The organism is Galbibacter pacificus (genome assembly GCF_029603165.1).
Classification (GTDB): Bacteria; Bacteroidota; Bacteroidia; order Flavobacteriales; family Flavobacteriaceae; genus Galbibacter; species Galbibacter pacificus.
Genome location: NZ_JAQSVC010000003.1, coordinates 161,056 through 177,050, shown reverse-complemented (window position 1 = coordinate 177,050; position 15,995 = coordinate 161,056). Strand labels below are relative to the sequence as shown.

The following is a 15,995-nucleotide window of genomic DNA, read 5'->3' as shown; positions in this document are numbered from 1 at the left end:
TATGGGAATATTAGACAGAGACCTTTGGAGCGAAGTTTTTAGTACCTTAAGCAAGAATATGTTAAGGACCTTCCTTACTACACTTGGTGTTATTTTCGCTATTTTAATCCTTATTCTTTTATTAGGGGCCACAACGGGAATGTCCAACGGATTTAATAAAATCTTTGCTGGAACAGCTACCAATAGTATGTTTATGTGGACCCAGACCACATCAATACCCTATAAAGGGTTTGAGCGTGGCCGAAGAATAGACTTTACCCTTGAAGATGTAGCCCTAATTAAACGCCAGGTAAGCGAGGTCGATATTATTGCCCCGCGGATACAACTGGGTGATTTTGGCGGTACTTCAACCGTAATAAGGGAAGGAAGGTCTAGTGGATCGGGAGTTTATGGAGATTACCCCAGCATCGATTTAGTATCAAAAAAGCGAATTGTAGAAGGAAGGTTTATCAACCAAAATGATATAGAAGAATCGAAAAAAGTATGTGTAATAGGCCTCGATGCTTATAAATTGCTTTTTGATAAAGGAGAAAAGGCCATTGGAAAATCAATTCAGATTAACGGGATTTATTTTTCTGTTGTGGGGATTTTCAAGAAAAACGACAATATAAATTTTGAAGGGGAAAATGCAATTTTTGTTCCCTTTACTACCTTTCAGAAAGCTTTTAATAGTGGCAATAAAATAGGGTGGATGGCCATTTTGGTAGATCCCGACAAACAAGTTTCCGTGGCAGAAGGCAAAATAAAGAAACTTTTAAAGCAAAAATACAATATACACCCCGATGACGTAAGGGCTATTGGGTCTTTCGATTTTTCTGAAATATTTAAAGGAATAAGCGCATTTACATTTGTGCTTCAGGGTTTTTCGTTTTTCGTTGGAATTTTTACACTTCTGGCCGGGGTTATTGCCGTGAGCAATATTTTATTGATTACGGTAAAAGAACGAACCAATGAAATTGGCGTGAGGCGTGCCCTGGGAGCGACCCCGAAAATTATTAAACGTCAAATTATATTAGAATCCATCGTACTTACAACCTTTGCTGGATTGGTAGGTTTTGTAATATCAGTGGCAGCATTGCACTTTTTGGATTATAAATTTGGAGGTTCCGACGAGTTTCCGTTTGTAAACCCCACCGTAAGTATTCCACAAATAGTATTTTCGTTTATCCTAATGGTAGGGTTAAGTATGTTAATAGGATTAATACCGGCCAACAGGGCTGTAAAAATAAAACCAATAGAAGCATTAAGAGAAGAATAAACTAAATAACTATGAAGAAAATTTTAAAGTATGTTCTAATTGCATTAGGAGTAATATTAGTTCTATATGCTGTTGCAAGAATAATAAAAACTAATAGCAAACCCGCTGTAACCTTCAAGACTACATCGGCAACCGAAGAGTCAATTACCAATAAAGTTATTGCCACGGGAAAGGTAATCCCGGAAGATGAAGTATTAATAAAACCACAGATATCCGGTATTATTGATGAGATTTTTGTTGAAGAAGGCGATAAATTAAAATCCGGAGATCTTATAGCAAAGATCAAAGTAGTTCCAAACGAACAATCGTTAGTAAGTGCAAGGGGCCGTGTGAGCAATGCCGAAATAGCTTTGAGCAATGCAAAAATAGAATACGAAAGAAATAAAAAATTGTTCGATAAAGGGGTGGTGGCAAGCCAGGATTTCTTGACAGTAGAACTGCAATACAACCAGGCCAAACAAGAACTGGAAAATGCCAAGAACGACTACCAAATAATACGTGTAGGTTCGGCAGGAGGTTCGGCAACCGCCAATACCAATATCCGAGCAACAGTGAATGGTACCGTTTTGGAAATACCCGTAAAAGAAGGGGACCAAGTAATTGAGGCCAATAACTTTAACGATGGGACTTCTATTGCAACCATTGCTGATATGTCTAAAATGATTTTTCAAGGAAAAGTTGATGAGGCTGAAGTGGACAAACTTAAAATGGGGATGCCTATTTCTATTAATTTAGGTGCGGTACAAGACAAAGAGTTTGATGCCAAACTCAAGTTTATTGCCCCAAAAGGGGTTGAAGACCAAGGGGCGGTACAATTTACCATTGAAGCCGATTTAACCTTGCCGGAAGATGTGTTTATTAGGGCCGGATATAGTGCCAATGCTTCAATTATTTTAGAAAAGAAAGAAAATGTACTGGCAATAAAAGAGGCCATACTTCAATTTGATAAAGATACCGAAAAACCATATGTGGAAGTAATGACCGGAGAAAATGAATTCGAGAGACGTGATGTGGAGCTCGGCGTTTCCGATGGGATTAACGTAGAGATACTGTCCGGGATTACAAAAGATGATAAAATCAAGGTTTGGAACAAAACCGAACCTATGGACGATGAAAAAGAAGAAAATAACTAATGGTCCAATACATAAAAAAACGAAGTTTTATGAAGTTTAAAATATTAGTTATAGCATTGTTGTGCGCTATTGCGGTTAAAGCCCAGGAGAACCAAGAGGTTGAGGGCAAGAAACTATGGACGCTGGAGGAGTGCGTGCGCTATGCAGAAGAACATAACTTAACCATTCAACAAGCAGAGTTGGATTTGGAGAATGTTAAAATCGATAAGTCGGATGCCATTGGTAACTTTATTCCAACGTTAAACGGAACTTTAAGGGCGTCGGGTAACTCAGGTTTGACGATTGACCCAACGACCAACGATTTTGTAAACACTTCCATATTTACTGCTTCGGGAGACATTACATCCAGTATTACACTTTTTGATGGCCTACGTAACTTCCATCAATTAAACCGGGCAAAGCTAAATGCCATAGCCACACAGTACCAAGCCGATGATATTAAAGACGATATTCGTTTGGGGGTGGCCAATGCATACCTTCAGATATTGTCGAACAGGGAAACTTTAAATGTGCTCAATGCCCAATATAGGTCTACGCAACAGGATTTGGAAAGGACCAAGGAACTGGTAGATAATGGTGTATTACCAAAAGGCGACCTGCTAGAGATTGAAGCTACGGCGGCCAACCAAGAACAACAAATTGTTGTTGCCGAAAACAGTGTGTTGATTGCCCGCATAAGCTTGGCACAATTGCTACAAATTAGCGATTATGAAAATTTTGATGTGCTGGATGAAGGTTATGTTATTCCAGACGATGCCGTACTAAATGTAACACCCCGGGAAATCTATGAAAAAGCACTTACTTTTAGAAACGATATACAAGCTTCTCAGGCTAATGTAGACTTGTCTAAAGAAGACCTTAAAATTGCCAAAGGCGCAAGGTACCCATCTTTGAGTGCATTTATTAATTACAATACACGTTATTCAGATCAAAACAGGGATCTTGTTACCGGGGAATTAATCGGTTTTAAAGATCAGCTTTGGATTTATGACGGAATATCGTATGGGGCCCAAATAAATGTTCCTATTTTGAATGGTTTTAGTGTTGAAAACAACATTAAAAGAAATAAAATTGGTGTAGAACGTGCAAAATTACAATTGGAGCAAGACAAATTACAATTGGAAACCGATATTAATCAGGCGTATGTAGATGTAAAAGGGGCTTACAAAAGTTATGAGGCTGCCGGAAAAACCGTTGAGGCAAGACGCTTGGCTTTTGACTATGCCAAAGAGCGCTATAATGTTGGCTTGATGAACAGTTTCGACTTTACCCAGGCACAGGCAAGACTGGACGATGCCGAAGCAACGCTTATTCAAACTAAATACGACTTTATCTTTCGTTTAAAGGTGCTTAAATTTTATTACGGAATTCCTTTGGAAGAATGGTAGTAATGCAGGTATTTTTGCATTATGGCAATTATCCTAAATTTAGAAACGGCAACAACCAACTGTTCGGTTAGTGTCAGTAAAGAAGATAAAGTAATAGCGTTAAAAGAAATTAACGACAAAGGTTATACACATGCCGAGAATCTGCATGTTTTTATTAAAGAAGCACTCGATAGTGCTTCTTTGTCATTTTTAGATATCGATGCCATTGCCGTAAGCGAAGGTCCGGGCTCGTATACGGGTTTGCGTATTGGTGTGTCTGCCGCAAAGGGTCTATGCTATTCATTGGGAAAACCCCTTATAGCTTTACCTACATTGTCTGTTTTAGAGATGCAATCTCCAGAAGAAGATAATATAGCCGTTGTTCCTTTATTAGATGCCAGAAGGATGGAGGTATATGCCGCTGTATATAAAAACCATGCACAAATAAGAGAGACCAAGCCCGAAATAATTACTTCAGAATCATTTTTATCTTATTTAAACGAAGGAAAAGTATATTTTTTAGGTGATGGAGCCGAAAAATGCAAAGGTGTCATCACGCATGAAAATGCTGTTTTTCAAGAAGAAGTCTGCTTTCCTTCGGCTAGGGAAATGGCTGTTCTTTCTAATGAAAAATATAAAATAGGCGACTTTGTGGATGTCGCCTATTTTGAACCTTATTATTTAAAAGATTTTGTTACTACAAAACCTAAGTAAACATTAACCTTGTTTTTGGATTTCTACTTGGTGAGGATAAGGAATTTCAATGCCTTCTGCATCAAACCTATGTTTCATTTCTTCTATTACATACCAACGGCAGTCCCAAAAATTTGCATTGGTTGCCCAATACCTTAAAGATAAATTTACAGAGCTGTCCGCAAGTTCGGCAACCATTACCTGTGGTTCGGGGGTTTTCAAGACTTTTTCATTGCTGGTTACAATATCGAGCAATATTTCTTTTGCTTTTTTAATGTCGGAATCATAACTAATGCCAGCCGTAATGTTTTCGCGCCGTGTTTCTTCGGCACTGTAGTTTACAATATTATCGTTAGACAATTTTCCGTTCGGGATAATGGCCAGTTGGTTGCCAAATGTGTTTAAAGTAGTATTGATGATGCCTATTTCCTTAACAGTCCCCGATAGTCCTTGGGCTTCAATCCAATCGCCTATTTTAAAGGGCTTAAAGATGAGTATAAGTACACCGCCCGCAAAATTCGACAATGAACCCTGCAAAGCTAGACCCACTGCTAAACCGACCGATGCTAAAACTGCTGCAAAAGAAGTGGTTTCTATGCCTAAAGTGCCAAGAACTACCAAAATAAGGATTATCTTGAAAGTCCAGTAAAACATGTTCGCTAAAAATTTACGCAGACTAATATCATAATCGCGTTTTTCCATTATTTTCTTGACAATTTTTAGAATGCGCGAAAAAATAATGTTTCCTATAATCCATATTAAAATGGCCATAACTATTTTTGGGGCATACTCCATGGCCATTTTATAACCTTCTTCTATCCACTTATCTGTTTCCATAAAATTTTCTTTTTTGTTTATTTTCAAAATTAGAACCTACTTTTTGATTAAAAAAAGATTTTCCTTAAAATAAAAACTGTTTAATAGTTTTCCTACTAAACAGTTCCCCAAATTAGGGTCATTAAATATAAATAGTGCTTCTTTTCAGACAATTTAAACAAATTGCGTTTTATTTAATCTATTTCAAAAGTTATTTTAACATTTACCCTGTATTTGTCTACATCGCCGTTTTTTACGGTAACGCTTTGCTCGTTGATGTAAACCGACTTTATATTATTAACAGATGTTGATGCCTTTTTTACTGCATTTCTAGTGGCATCTTCCCAACTTTTTTCTGAGTTTGCCAATACCTCTATTACTTTTAATACTGCCATGATGTTTAATGTTTATAATTAATACTACTTTCTTCTTAAAGATAGCTGAATTTTTTTACAATTAAAAGTTTTGTTGCTTTTAACTATAAGGGTAAGAGACGGTTATTAATTTCAATGTAATGGTTTGGTAACCTTAAGTTAACTTTGTTTTTAATTTCTTGATGGACTTTTGCTCCTAGTATAAATGTATTTATGGAGCAGTTTTATATTTTTATGTTGGTGGCCCTTTTTGCGTTGGCCATTACAGATTTGGTAGTTGGTGTAAGTAACGATGCTGTAAATTTTTTAAATTCCGCAGTGGGGTCTAAAGCAGCTTCTTTAAAAACAATACTTATAATAGCAAGTATTGGGGTGGCCGTGGGCGCCATATTTTCGTCTGGATTAATGGAAGTGGCACGAAAGGGCATATTTAATCCTGGGCAGTTTTATTTTAACGAAATCATGGTCATATTCATGGCCGTTATGATCACGGACATCCTGCTTCTGGATCTGTTTAATTCCCTTGCGCTTCCCACATCTACCACAGTATCTATAGTTTTTGAGCTTTTAGGGGCCTCGGTGGCCATTTCGTTTATTAAAATTATAAACAGCAATGGTGCCCTGGGGGAAATTTCAAACTACATAAACGGTGCAAAAGCAGGAGAAATTGTTGTGGGCATATTATTGTCGGTAATAATAGCATTTACCGTTGGTGCCATTGTACAATGGATCTCAAGGTTTGTTTTCTCATTCCATTATCAAAAGAGAATAAAATATGTAGGCGCCGTTTTTGGCGGTGTGGCAATAACATCTATTGTATATTTTATATTGATAAAGGGCATTAAAAGCGTAGCCGCAATCCCGCAGTCCTTTTTAAGTTTTGTAGATGGCAACAAACCACTTATTGTTATTGCTTGTTTAATATTTTTTACCGCAATTTCGCAGGCAATTATAAGTTATACCAAATACAACCTGTTACGGGCAATAATTTTAATTGGAACCTTTGCCCTTGCGCTGGCATTTGCTGGAAACGACCTGGTAAACTTCATCGGGGTCCCTATTGCCGCATACCAATCGTATGAAATATGGCACGGGGCATACCAATCTACCGGGGTGCTGCCCAATGAGCTTGTAATGAGCGGGCTTTCGGGAAAGGTAGAGACACCTACCTATTTGCTTATACTTGCCGGGCTGGTTATGGTTGTAACTTTATGGCTTTCTAAAAAGGCACGCTCGGTAATGTACACCGAGATTAATTTGGCAAGGAGCAGTGAAGGGGCAGAAAAGTTCGAGCCCAACTTTTTGTCAAGGATAATCGTTAGAGCTTCTGTAAACATTAACGGGGCAATAGCAACGGTACTGCCCAACAGCATTCAAGATAAAATAGACCTTAGATTTTCTACAGACGATAAAAAGGCCGTAAAGCATCATAACGACGAGCCGGCCTTTGACATGGTACGGGCTTCGGTAAATTTAATGGTTGCCAGTATATTGATTTCCCTGGCAACTTCCTTAAAGCTACCATTGTCTACCACATATGTCTCCTTTATGGTGGCCATGGGTACATCGCTCTCTGACAAGGCCTGGGGAAGGGAAAGTGCCGTATACCGTGTGGCGGGGGTGTTTAATGTTATTGGCGGATGGTTTGTAACCGCCATTGTGGCCTTTGTTGCCGCGGCCCTGTTTGCAACGTTGATCTATTTTGGAAAGGGAATAGCATTGGTGTTGTTGTTAATACTGGCCGTGTTGTTGCTTGCCCGGAGCTTTATGGTTTATAAAAAGACCGAAAAGGAAAAAGAAGCATCACAAAAAATAGACAGGACATCGCTTATTACCATTAACGAGATTATAAGTGAAAGTTCAGACAATATATCCAAGGTAATTAAAAGAATCAATAAGGTTTATACCGAAGTAGTCGATAGTTTGGGGCTACAGGACCTAAACAAGCTCAAGAAACTTAAAAAACAGTTGAGTAAACTTGAAAATGAAGTAGATACCTTAAAAAGCGATATTTTTTATTTTATTAAATCGCTCGATGAGAGATCTGTTGAGGCCAGTAAGTTTTATATTTTAACACTGGATTACCTTCAAGACATGGTACAGTCTATTGGTTATATAAGTAAAAACAGCTATGCCCATGTTAATAATAACCATAAAAACCTTAAGTTCAACCAGATTAGGGACCTAAAAAAGATAGACGACAAACTTCATGTTTTATATGAAAGGATTAAAGATGATTTTGATGGCGATACTTTTGAAGACATAGCCGATATAATTGATGAAAAGAAAGAATTGCTCGAATATGTCTCAGGGCTTATACAAAAGCAGATTGAAAGGATACGAAGCACCGAGACAAGCCCTAAAAATACCAAGCTGTATTTTAGTATTTTGCTGGAAACAAAAGACCTTATAACTGCTACCATTAATTTATTGTCCTTGTTTAAGGAATTTCATAGTGATTTTAAAAGATTAAGGTAAGAACAGGCATTATGTAGCGGCTGTAGCACATAAAGATTGGTATCAACCGCTTGTTCCATACCATAGACCTATAGCATATTTGGAGTAGCTTTTAGCATACAAACAGCCTCGGTTTTTGTGCAGATGTTAAAGAAAAGCCCGGCAAGAATTACTCAAGCCGGACTTTTTGTATGAGATGTTTATTTTTTATCCGTTAATGGCAACAACTTCGTTTACCTTATCGTTAAGCATGCTTTTAAGCATGTTCTCTATGCCGTTTTTTAGGGTAAAGGTAGAAGATGGGCATCCGCTACAGGCACCCTGTAATATTACATTTACGGTTTTAGAGCTTTCGTCATACGATTGAAACAAAATATTACCCCCGTCGCTAGCCACGGCAGGCTTTACATATTCTTCAAGGATATCTACAATTTGCTTGGAGGTGTCGTCCAGATTGGCAGTATCCACACTTTTATTGTTGGCTGCCGTTGTTGTTTGCGATTTTGTAGATTTTGCGGTGGCGTTCTCGTTAACAATATCTTTTCCTTCTTCAATGTGGAGCCTGATGTATTCCCTTAATTCTACTACAATATCATCCCATTGGGCAATATCGTATTTTAATATGGAAATATAGTTTTCATCAATAAAGACTTCTTTTACAAAAGGAAAATGGAAAAGTCCCGTTGCCAGTGGCGAATCTTTGGCTTCTTCAATATTCTTGAATTCGTAGGTAACCAATACCAGTTTTTTATTGCATACAAATTTAAGGGCCGCGGGGTTTGGCGTACTTTCGGCATATACCGTAACCGGAATTTTAGAGGGGGTATTTTCATCTTCAATAATTACCGGTTCCCCAGAATTTAAATAATTTTCAATTTGTTCGGCCACTTCGTTTTGCACGTCCGGCCATTCTACTATGTCGTAACGTTCTATGGCAACAAAATTGCCGGAGATATATACCGTTTTTGTAAAGGGCAGATAAAAAAGCTGTTTTGCCAAGGGCGAGTTTTTGGCCTCGTCAACGTTTTTAAACTCGTAGTTTTGTTTCCGCGTTAAAAATTTATTGGCTTCAAATTTTATAATAGCGGGCCTGTTTGTGGGCTGTATTTTTATTTTAAAGGCTTCCATTTCATCGAATTTGATGCAAAATTACAAAACCTATGGCATCTTTTAATACCTTTGAAGGATTAACCTACAAAAATAATTATACTTTTTTATGGGGACATATAAAAGAATCTTTATAGCCTTATCCTTTTTCTTTACAATAAATTGTATTGCCCAGGAAGGTATTCCGGTATATTTTGATTACCTATCGGACAATTATTATTTGATCTTTCCTTCCATGGCGGGAGTGGGTCATGGCGGGAAGATACGCCTAACGGCCAGAAAGCAATGGTTTGATGTAGAAAAGGCCCCGGCATTGCAAACATTGAATGCCCATGTACGGGTTGGGGGGAAAAGCGGGATAGGCGCTATTTTGTATAACGATAGGAATGGGTACCACTCCCAGACCGGGATGAAGTTTACTTATGCGCACCACATAACCTTATCGGAATACCGCGACGGTGTAAACCAGTTGTCTTTTGGGCTTAACGTAGGTTTTTTGCAAAGCAGGCTGGACGAATCGGAATTTACTTCCATTATCCCCGATCCTATTATAACGGGCACCAGTACCAATGTGAACTACTTTAATATGGATGTTGGGATGTCTTATAATTTTCTTGAATTTTATGCGCATGTTGCCGTTAAGAATATATTGGGGAGCGGTAGGGACTTATACTCTGCCGAAGAAATAGATAATTTAAGGCGGTATCTTTTTTTAACGGGATATGTGTTCGGGCGGTCGCAATGGCAGTTTGAGCCATCGGTAATGTTTCAGTTTTCAGAATATACAGAAGAATCTTCGGTTGATATAAATGCCAAAGTATATAGGGAAATGGAATTTGGTAAAATATGGGGCGGACTTTCATACAGAAGAAGTTTTGACGGTGCCGAATATGACATTGCAGGAAGTACGCAGACCCAAAAACTACAGCTTTTTACCCCAATTATAGGAGTAAACGTGAACAAGTTTATGTTTTCTTATAATTATTCTTATCAAAGTGGGGACCTCAGGTTTGACAATGGAGGGTTTCATCAAATTACCATTGGATACGATTTCTTGCAAGACGACGGCGGCTATAAATGTAAGTGCCCGGCGGTAAATTATTAATAGGGTTTTAATCTTCAGAAAAAATATATGGTTATTAAGGCAGTTAATGGCAAAGAACCTGTGTGGGGCAGCAATGTTTTTATGGCAGAAAATGCCACGATAGTGGGAGATGTTACCATGGGAGACGATTGTAGCGTTTGGTTTAATGCCGTAATAAGGGGCGATGTGCATTATATAAAAATAGGAAACAGGGTAAACGTCCAGGATGGGGCCGTAATTCATTGTACCTATAAAAAATGTCCGACCACAATAGGCAATAATGTATCTATTGGGCACAATGCCATTGTGCACGGTTGTACCGTACAGGATAATGTGCTAATTGGCATGGGCAGTATTGTAATGGACAATTGTATTGTTGAAAGTAATTCTATAATAGCCGCCGGTGCCGTAGTTACACAAGGTACAACAGTAGAGTCTGGGAGCATTTATGCTGGGGTTCCCGCCAAAAAAATAAAGGAGATTAGCAAAGAGCTTAGTAAAAATGAAATAGAGCGTATAGCAAACAGTTATGTAACCTATGCTTCTTGGTTTACTCGGTAGGTAGCTCCAATAACCACGGGAAGTGGCAAGTTTCCATGTTTTTTTAACTAGACCGGCCTGGCCGAAGTAATTGATGGATGAATAAACTGCCAAAAAGCAATATAATTTCTATTTTTGCTGAACAGAATTTGAAAAAACAACACTTATGAACGCGTATATTTTTCCTGGTCAAGGGGCTCAATTTGTAGGAATGGGGCAAGAGCTCTATGAAAAATCCGATTTGGCAAAAGAGCTTTTCGAACAGGCAAACAACATTTTAGGTTTCTCCATAACCGACATTATGTTTCAGGGAACGGCAGAAGATTTAAAACAGACAAAAGTTACCCAGCCTGCGGTTTTTTTGCATTCGGTAATATTGAGCAAGGTCCTTGGCAATACATTCAAGCCAGCTATGGTTGCCGGGCATTCATTAGGAGAGCTATCGGCCTTGGTGGCCAATAATACCCTGACTTTTGAAGATGGACTGCAATTGGTTTCCCGAAGAGCCATGGCCATGCAAAAGGCATGCGAGATTACACCAAGTACCATGGCAGCCGTTTTGGGGCTGGAAGATGAGGTTGTAGAACAGGTTTGCAATGAAACAGAAGGCATTGTAGTTGCCGCAAATTACAATTGCCCCGGGCAATTGGTAATTTCTGGGGAAATAGAAGCCGTGAACAGGGCATGCGAAACATTGAAGGAAATGGGTGCCCGGAGGGCATTGGTATTACCTGTTGGCGGGGCTTTTCATTCGCCTTTAATGGAGCCTGCACGAGAAGAACTGGCGGCGGCCATAGAGCAAACCCAATTCAATAATCCCGTATGTCCGGTATATCAAAATGTAACAACCACCGCCGTTACAAGCCCGGACGAGATTAAAAAGAACTTAATAGCACAATTAACGGCCCCGGTTAAATGGACACAAAGCGTACAGAACATGGTTAAAGACGGTGCCCTTTTGTTTACAGAAGTAGGCCCGGGCAAAGTTTTGCAAGGTTTGGTAAAGAAAATAAGCAAAGAGGCAGAAGTTGCTTCGGCATAAAAAATAAAATAATAAGTGCTTCAAGGCCCTGCAAAAAATGCAGGGCTTTTTATTTTAAAAAAAACACCAAAAAAATAATAAAGGCTGATTAACAGCTATTTAACATGTTAAGTTAAAGTTAATTAAAAAGAAGTCGGGAAAAACTTTATATACGTATATTTAGATATAACCATAAAAATTTAAATTATGTTACGTTGGACAATTATTTTTCTAATAGTGGCATTAGTTGCAGCCGTTTTTGGCTTTGGAGGTATTTCTGAGGCATCGGCTGGGATTGCCAAAATTTTATTTTTCATATTTATCGTACTGTTCTTGATATCGTTGATAAGTAGGATAGCGAGACGATGATTTTTTTAATTTCATATTATTAACCCATAAAACTAAACAACATGAAAAAAATATTTTTAACACTTGCACTAATCTGTTCGTTAACAGCATTTACATCTAGCTGTAAGGAGAAAAAAGACACTCCGGCAGAACAAGTAAAAGAAGCGGCAGACGATGCCGGTGATAAAATTGAAGAAGGTGCAGAAGAAGTGGAAGACGAAATTGATGATATGACCGATGACAATAATTAACAATCGGAAACCTGATATTGTTTAAAGCAAAAACCACGTCCTTGGGCGTGGTTTTTTATTTTTAAAGTTTATACTTTTATGCAGTCAATACACAATCTTCACAATCTTTTATGTTACCATAATAGGTTTCCCTGTATTTGTGAATAGTTCTAAGCGGTACACCAAAAAAATGCTTTTTTACATAAGTTACTTTTACACTAATGCTCCCCATTTTTTTACTGTACCTTTTTTCTAATTTTGTTTTTCTTTTAATTTTTATAAAAGCCATATTTTTTGTTTACACCACAAAGAACGTAAATATGTGGTTAAAAGTCAAATAGTTATATTTTATCTTATTGATGATTCGAAAGATAAAATCTATAGTAGCAATGTGAAAACACTAAAAACAGTTATAGTTTATTGAAGAATTAACGGTATAACGTACTGCTTTTTAATACCTCTGGAAAAGATAGTGTGGCCATTCTTTTTTATAGATTTGTAATTGCTAATTTTTTATAAGATATCTTGTTGAATTTATTGGCCAACATTAAGGGTTTTCTCTATAGGAGCTTGGTTGTCGTAATGGTTATGGTATACATTTTTGCCCCATTGCACAACCCATTGCTTGATGTTGCCCATATAGTATCGCATCAATTGGAAAGTATTGCTAAGGGGCATGCGGCACATTCTCACCCACACTCCCATTCTTTTCAGTATGGCGGGCACCCTCATGAACACCAGGTAAAATCTCATTCGCATAAATTAATATCTTTTTTTGCTGAATTATTGAATGATTCAGATGGAGATAAAAACAAAAGAAATTTTATTTTTCAGCATACAATAGATAAACACATAGTGGTGCAGGCCCATATCCATACCAAAAATATTTTGATTGTTGACTTTTTGCCCGTATGGAGTTTACATATGGTCTTTAATTCCAGTCCACTAGAGGTAATTACACCGCCGCCCAAACTTCTTTAATTTACATAAAACAGTTATGTGCCCCTTTTTTAGGGGTAAGATAGCTATGTACTATTTTAAAATGTATAAGGTATCATTCTTTTGAATGTAAATGTCAATTAAAGATTAATTTATGAAATATATAATAACAGCATTCTTTATGCTGCTCATTAATGCGCAATATGCCCAAACATTGGCGGGAAAGGTTGTCGATAATTTCGGAGAGCCATTGGTGGACGTTGCCATATTTAACAAAACAACGGGTAGCCACACACATTCCAATGAATCTGGGACCTATGGTTTGGTAAAAACATCGGTAAACGATTCTGTTTATTTTTCATCTTTGGGCTATCAAACGGTTTTGGTTGTTGTAAAGGCTTCAGATCTTTCAGCAGCTAAATTGGTAACCATGAATGAGGCAAGTATTTCCTTGGGACAGGTCGTATTGGTGTCAGAGGTAAATGCGCTAAGCCGTTTGGTAGATGTGGACATAAAGACCAACCCGGTAAAATCTTCACAGGAGATCTTGCGGAAGGTTCCGGGCCTTATTATTGGTCAGCATGCCGGAGGGGGAAAGGCAGAGCAAATATTTTTGCGTGGGTTTGATATTGACCATGGAACCGATATATCCATTAATGTAGATGGTTTGCCGGTAAATATGGTTTCCCATGCACATGGGCAAGGGTATTCCGACCTGCATTTTGTCATTCCGGAGACCATTGAAGATATTAATTTTGGCAAAGGGCCGTATTATGCAGATCATGGAGATTTTACAACGGCCGGTTATGTTGATCTTCACCGCAGGAAAAAGCTAGACGATAATTTAATATCCTTAGAAGCGGGCCAATTTAGTACCATGCGTTTTATGGGGATGCTAAAAGTGCTTGAAAGTCAAAAAAGCAATGCCTATATAGCTTCGGAATTGTATTTAACCGACGGGCCTTTCGACTCGCCACAAGATTTTAACCGTGTTAACATCATGGGAAGGTATACCTATGCCGTGGCTGATGACGAGGAGCTGATGTTTACCGCATCTCATTTCCAGAGCCGCTGGAACGCATCGGGTCAAATACCCCAACGCGCCATTGATGAAGGCCTGATTGATAGGTTTGGGGCCATAGACGATACCGAGGGCGGGGAAACGAGCAGGACCAATATTTTGGTTAACCATGTTAAAATGTTGGACGAAAACCGTACGATTAAATCCAAAGCATATGTCTCTCAATACAATTTTGATTTATACTCTAACTTTACCTTTTACTTGTACGATCCTGTAAACGGAGATCAAATCCATCAAAAGGAAAATAGGGTAATAGTAGGGGCCGAAAGTATTTTTGAAAGGGAAAACCTTAACCTTGGCAGAGGAAGTTTTGAATATCAGGCCGGTGGCGGTTTTAGGTACGATAATGTGGATGATGTAGAGCTTTCGCATACCGTAAACAGAAAAGAAATACTAGAGCAATTGGCCTTTGGCGATGTTGATGAGGTAAATGCTTATGGTTTTTTTAGTGCAGAATACCGTATTGGCAAATGGGCGTTCAATCCGTCTGTCCGGTTGGATTATTTTCAGTTTCAGTACATGAATGCACTTTCGGAAACCTATGATGATAAAAGTGAAGATAAAGTGGCCATAAGCCCTAAATTGAACACCATTTATAGTATAAATTCAAATTGGCAGCTTTTTTTAAAGACCGGCCTGGGATTTCACTCAAATGATGCAAGGGTGGTAGTGGCTAATAAAGGCTATGAAATTCTTCCGACGACTTATGGTATGGATTTGGGAACAATTGTGAAACCATTGGACAAACTGGCCTTGAACGCTACTTTATGGTGGCTGTACCTCGATCAGGAATTTGTATATGTGGGAGACGCAGCTGTTGTGGAGCCAAGTGGGCAGACCAGGCGTTTGGGGCTAGATATTGGGGCACGTTACCAAGCTTTGCCCTGGCTCTATGTGTATGCCGATGCTAATTTTGCAAAAGGCAGGAGCGTAGGTGCACCAAAAGGAGAAGACTACATTCCCCTTGCGCCCGATTTTACAACGGCAGGAGGGATAATGGTGGACAACCTCGGAAAATTTTCCGGGGCATTAACATACCGGTATATCGACGACCGTCCGGCAAACGAAGACGATTCTATTGTAGCTGAAGGTTATTTTGTGACCGATTTTAACATAAACTACACTTGGAAAAATTGGACCTATGGCATTATAATAGAAAATCTTTTTGATACCGAATGGAACGAAACGCAATTTGCTACCGAAAGCCGTTTATACAATGAACCCAAACCCATAGAGGAGATTCATTTTACGCCCGGGACCCCTTTTTATTTGAGGGGCAAAGTTTCGGTACAGTTTTAAGTTGAAATAAGGAGGACAGATAGAAACCAAGAAAAACCCTGTAAAATATTAGATTTTACAGGGTTTTTTCCAAGCCTATTGTTGTTGTTTACTTAACGCAACAATTGTTTTTAGTCTTTTTCTTGATAGGTTAACGCGTATGTTCTATGTAAAAATGGTTTTTGACAAAGCAACGAATCGCATCTTTATTTTTTACTACCTTTATACTCCGTTTGTAAAATATTTTAAATAAAAACAACCAGTTCAAC

General features: G+C 38.4%; 16 protein-coding genes. 12 read left to right on the top strand and 4 right to left on the bottom strand.

The window, feature by feature from the left end:
- The first annotated feature begins 1 nt into the window (after position 1).
- The 4 genes from PSF86_RS09190 to tsaB are packed head-to-tail and all read left to right on the top strand — an operon-like array spanning position 2 to position 4,472.
- Entirely contained in the window at positions 2 to 1,258 is a 1,257-nt protein-coding gene (locus tag PSF86_RS09190; protein WP_277899779.1) for an ABC transporter permease, read from the top strand.
- A gap of 11 nt (positions 1,259 to 1,269) precedes the next feature.
- On the top strand, positions 1,270 to 2,391 hold the full coding sequence (locus tag PSF86_RS09185; RefSeq protein ID WP_277899778.1) for an efflux RND transporter periplasmic adaptor subunit: 1,122 nt from the start codon (positions 1,270 to 1,272) through the stop codon (positions 2,389 to 2,391).
- A 29-nt stretch (positions 2,392 to 2,420) separates the two neighbouring features.
- Positions 2,421 to 3,779: a TolC family protein gene (locus PSF86_RS09180; protein WP_277899777.1), complete on the top strand. Its 1,359-nt coding sequence runs from the start codon at positions 2,421 to 2,423 to the stop codon at positions 3,777 to 3,779.
- 21 nt (positions 3,780 to 3,800) lie between these two features.
- Positions 3,801 to 4,472 carry a tRNA (adenosine(37)-N6)-threonylcarbamoyltransferase complex dimerization subunit type 1 TsaB gene (tsaB, locus tag PSF86_RS09175; RefSeq protein ID WP_277899776.1) on the top strand — a complete coding sequence of 224 codons (672 nt, stop codon included), beginning with the start codon at positions 3,801 to 3,803 and terminating at the stop codon, positions 4,470 to 4,472.
- A 3-nt stretch (positions 4,473 to 4,475) separates the two neighbouring features.
- Here the strand turns inward: tsaB and PSF86_RS09170 are convergent, their stop codons facing one another.
- Positions 4,476 to 5,288, bottom strand: a complete 813-nt coding sequence (locus PSF86_RS09170) for a mechanosensitive ion channel family protein (RefSeq protein ID WP_277899775.1) — start codon at positions 5,286 to 5,288, stop codon at positions 4,476 to 4,478.
- A gap of 173 nt (positions 5,289 to 5,461) precedes the next feature.
- On the bottom strand, positions 5,462 to 5,662 hold the full coding sequence (locus PSF86_RS09165; protein ID WP_277899774.1) for a dodecin family protein: 201 nt from the start codon (positions 5,660 to 5,662) through the stop codon (positions 5,462 to 5,464).
- A 192-nt stretch (positions 5,663 to 5,854) separates the two neighbouring features.
- On the opposite strand from PSF86_RS09165, the gene PSF86_RS09160 reads away from it, so the two are divergent.
- Entirely contained in the window at positions 5,855 to 8,119 is a 2,265-nt protein-coding gene (locus PSF86_RS09160; RefSeq protein WP_277899773.1) for an inorganic phosphate transporter, read from the top strand.
- Between the two features lie 186 nt (positions 8,120 to 8,305).
- On the opposite strand, the gene PSF86_RS09155 is transcribed toward PSF86_RS09160, so the two are convergent.
- On the bottom strand, positions 8,306 to 9,226 hold the full coding sequence (locus PSF86_RS09155) for a NifU family protein (protein ID WP_277899772.1): 921 nt from the start codon (positions 9,224 to 9,226) through the stop codon (positions 8,306 to 8,308).
- Between the two features lie 88 nt (positions 9,227 to 9,314).
- Here PSF86_RS09155 and PSF86_RS09150 point away from each other — a divergent pair, with 88 nt between their 5' ends.
- From PSF86_RS09150 to PSF86_RS09130, 5 genes are all read left to right on the top strand, one after another.
- Positions 9,315 to 10,310 (top strand): PorP/SprF family type IX secretion system membrane protein, encoded by a 996-nt coding sequence (locus PSF86_RS09150; RefSeq protein ID WP_277899771.1) that lies wholly within the window; start codon positions 9,315 to 9,317, stop codon positions 10,308 to 10,310.
- Between the two features lie 27 nt (positions 10,311 to 10,337).
- Positions 10,338 to 10,850, top strand: coding sequence for a gamma carbonic anhydrase family protein (locus PSF86_RS09145; RefSeq protein WP_277899770.1), 513 nt, complete (start codon positions 10,338 to 10,340; stop codon positions 10,848 to 10,850).
- 145 nt (positions 10,851 to 10,995) lie between these two features.
- Complete coding sequence (gene fabD / locus PSF86_RS09140) at positions 10,996 to 11,871, top strand: ACP S-malonyltransferase (protein ID WP_277899769.1); 876 nt, start codon at positions 10,996 to 10,998, stop codon at positions 11,869 to 11,871.
- Between the two features lie 186 nt (positions 11,872 to 12,057).
- Positions 12,058 to 12,219 (top strand): DUF1328 domain-containing protein, encoded by a 162-nt coding sequence (locus tag PSF86_RS09135; protein ID WP_277899768.1) that lies wholly within the window; start codon positions 12,058 to 12,060, stop codon positions 12,217 to 12,219.
- 41 nt (positions 12,220 to 12,260) lie between these two features.
- A complete protein-coding gene (locus tag PSF86_RS09130; protein WP_277899767.1) occupies positions 12,261 to 12,449 on the top strand; it encodes a hypothetical protein in 189 nt (62 codons plus the stop codon).
- Positions 12,450 to 12,525: 76 nt separating this feature from the next.
- Here the strand turns inward: PSF86_RS09130 and PSF86_RS09125 are convergent, their stop codons facing one another.
- The gene (locus PSF86_RS09125; protein WP_277899766.1) at positions 12,526 to 12,717 is read right to left on the bottom strand and encodes a hypothetical protein; all 192 of its coding nucleotides are present in this window, start codon (positions 12,715 to 12,717) and stop codon (positions 12,526 to 12,528) included.
- A gap of 299 nt (positions 12,718 to 13,016) precedes the next feature.
- On the opposite strand from PSF86_RS09125, the gene PSF86_RS09120 reads away from it, so the two are divergent.
- Both PSF86_RS09120 and PSF86_RS09115 read left to right on the top strand, forming a co-directional pair.
- Positions 13,017 to 13,409 (top strand): hypothetical protein, encoded by a 393-nt coding sequence (locus PSF86_RS09120; RefSeq protein WP_277899765.1) that lies wholly within the window; start codon positions 13,017 to 13,019, stop codon positions 13,407 to 13,409.
- Positions 13,410 to 13,521: 112 nt separating this feature from the next.
- On the top strand, positions 13,522 to 15,747 hold the full coding sequence (locus tag PSF86_RS09115) for a TonB-dependent receptor (protein WP_277899764.1): 2,226 nt from the start codon (positions 13,522 to 13,524) through the stop codon (positions 15,745 to 15,747).
- The last annotated feature ends 248 nt before the right edge of the window (positions 15,748 to 15,995 follow it).

Bases quoted from the DNA above. Each gene is read 5' to 3' on its own strand.
- PSF86_RS09190 (WP_277899779.1), top strand. From the start codon at position 2: ATGGGAATATTAGACAGAGACCTTTGGAGCGAAGTTTTTAGTACCTTA.
- PSF86_RS09185 (WP_277899778.1), top strand. From the start codon at position 1,270: ATGAAGAAAATTTTAAAGTATGTTCTAATTGCATTAGGAGTAATATTA.
- PSF86_RS09180 (WP_277899777.1), top strand. From the start codon at position 2,421: ATGAAGTTTAAAATATTAGTTATAGCATTGTTGTGCGCTATTGCGGTT.
- tsaB (WP_277899776.1), top strand. From the start codon at position 3,801: ATGGCAATTATCCTAAATTTAGAAACGGCAACAACCAACTGTTCGGTT.
- PSF86_RS09170 (WP_277899775.1), bottom strand. From the start codon at position 5,288: ATGGAAACAGATAAGTGGATAGAAGAAGGTTATAAAATGGCCATGGAG.
- PSF86_RS09165 (WP_277899774.1), bottom strand. From the start codon at position 5,662: ATGGCAGTATTAAAAGTAATAGAGGTATTGGCAAACTCAGAAAAAAGT.
- PSF86_RS09160 (WP_277899773.1), top strand. From the start codon at position 5,855: ATGGAGCAGTTTTATATTTTTATGTTGGTGGCCCTTTTTGCGTTGGCC.
- PSF86_RS09155 (WP_277899772.1), bottom strand. From the start codon at position 9,226: ATGGAAGCCTTTAAAATAAAAATACAGCCCACAAACAGGCCCGCTATT.
- PSF86_RS09150 (WP_277899771.1), top strand. From the start codon at position 9,315: ATGGGGACATATAAAAGAATCTTTATAGCCTTATCCTTTTTCTTTACA.
- PSF86_RS09145 (WP_277899770.1), top strand. From the start codon at position 10,338: ATGGTTATTAAGGCAGTTAATGGCAAAGAACCTGTGTGGGGCAGCAAT.
- fabD (WP_277899769.1), top strand. From the start codon at position 10,996: ATGAACGCGTATATTTTTCCTGGTCAAGGGGCTCAATTTGTAGGAATG.
- PSF86_RS09135 (WP_277899768.1), top strand. From the start codon at position 12,058: ATGTTACGTTGGACAATTATTTTTCTAATAGTGGCATTAGTTGCAGCC.
- PSF86_RS09130 (WP_277899767.1), top strand. From the start codon at position 12,261: ATGAAAAAAATATTTTTAACACTTGCACTAATCTGTTCGTTAACAGCA.
- PSF86_RS09125 (WP_277899766.1), bottom strand. From the start codon at position 12,717: ATGGCTTTTATAAAAATTAAAAGAAAAACAAAATTAGAAAAAAGGTAC.
- PSF86_RS09120 (WP_277899765.1), top strand. From the start codon at position 13,017: ATGGTATACATTTTTGCCCCATTGCACAACCCATTGCTTGATGTTGCC.
- PSF86_RS09115 (WP_277899764.1), top strand. From the start codon at position 13,522: ATGAAATATATAATAACAGCATTCTTTATGCTGCTCATTAATGCGCAA.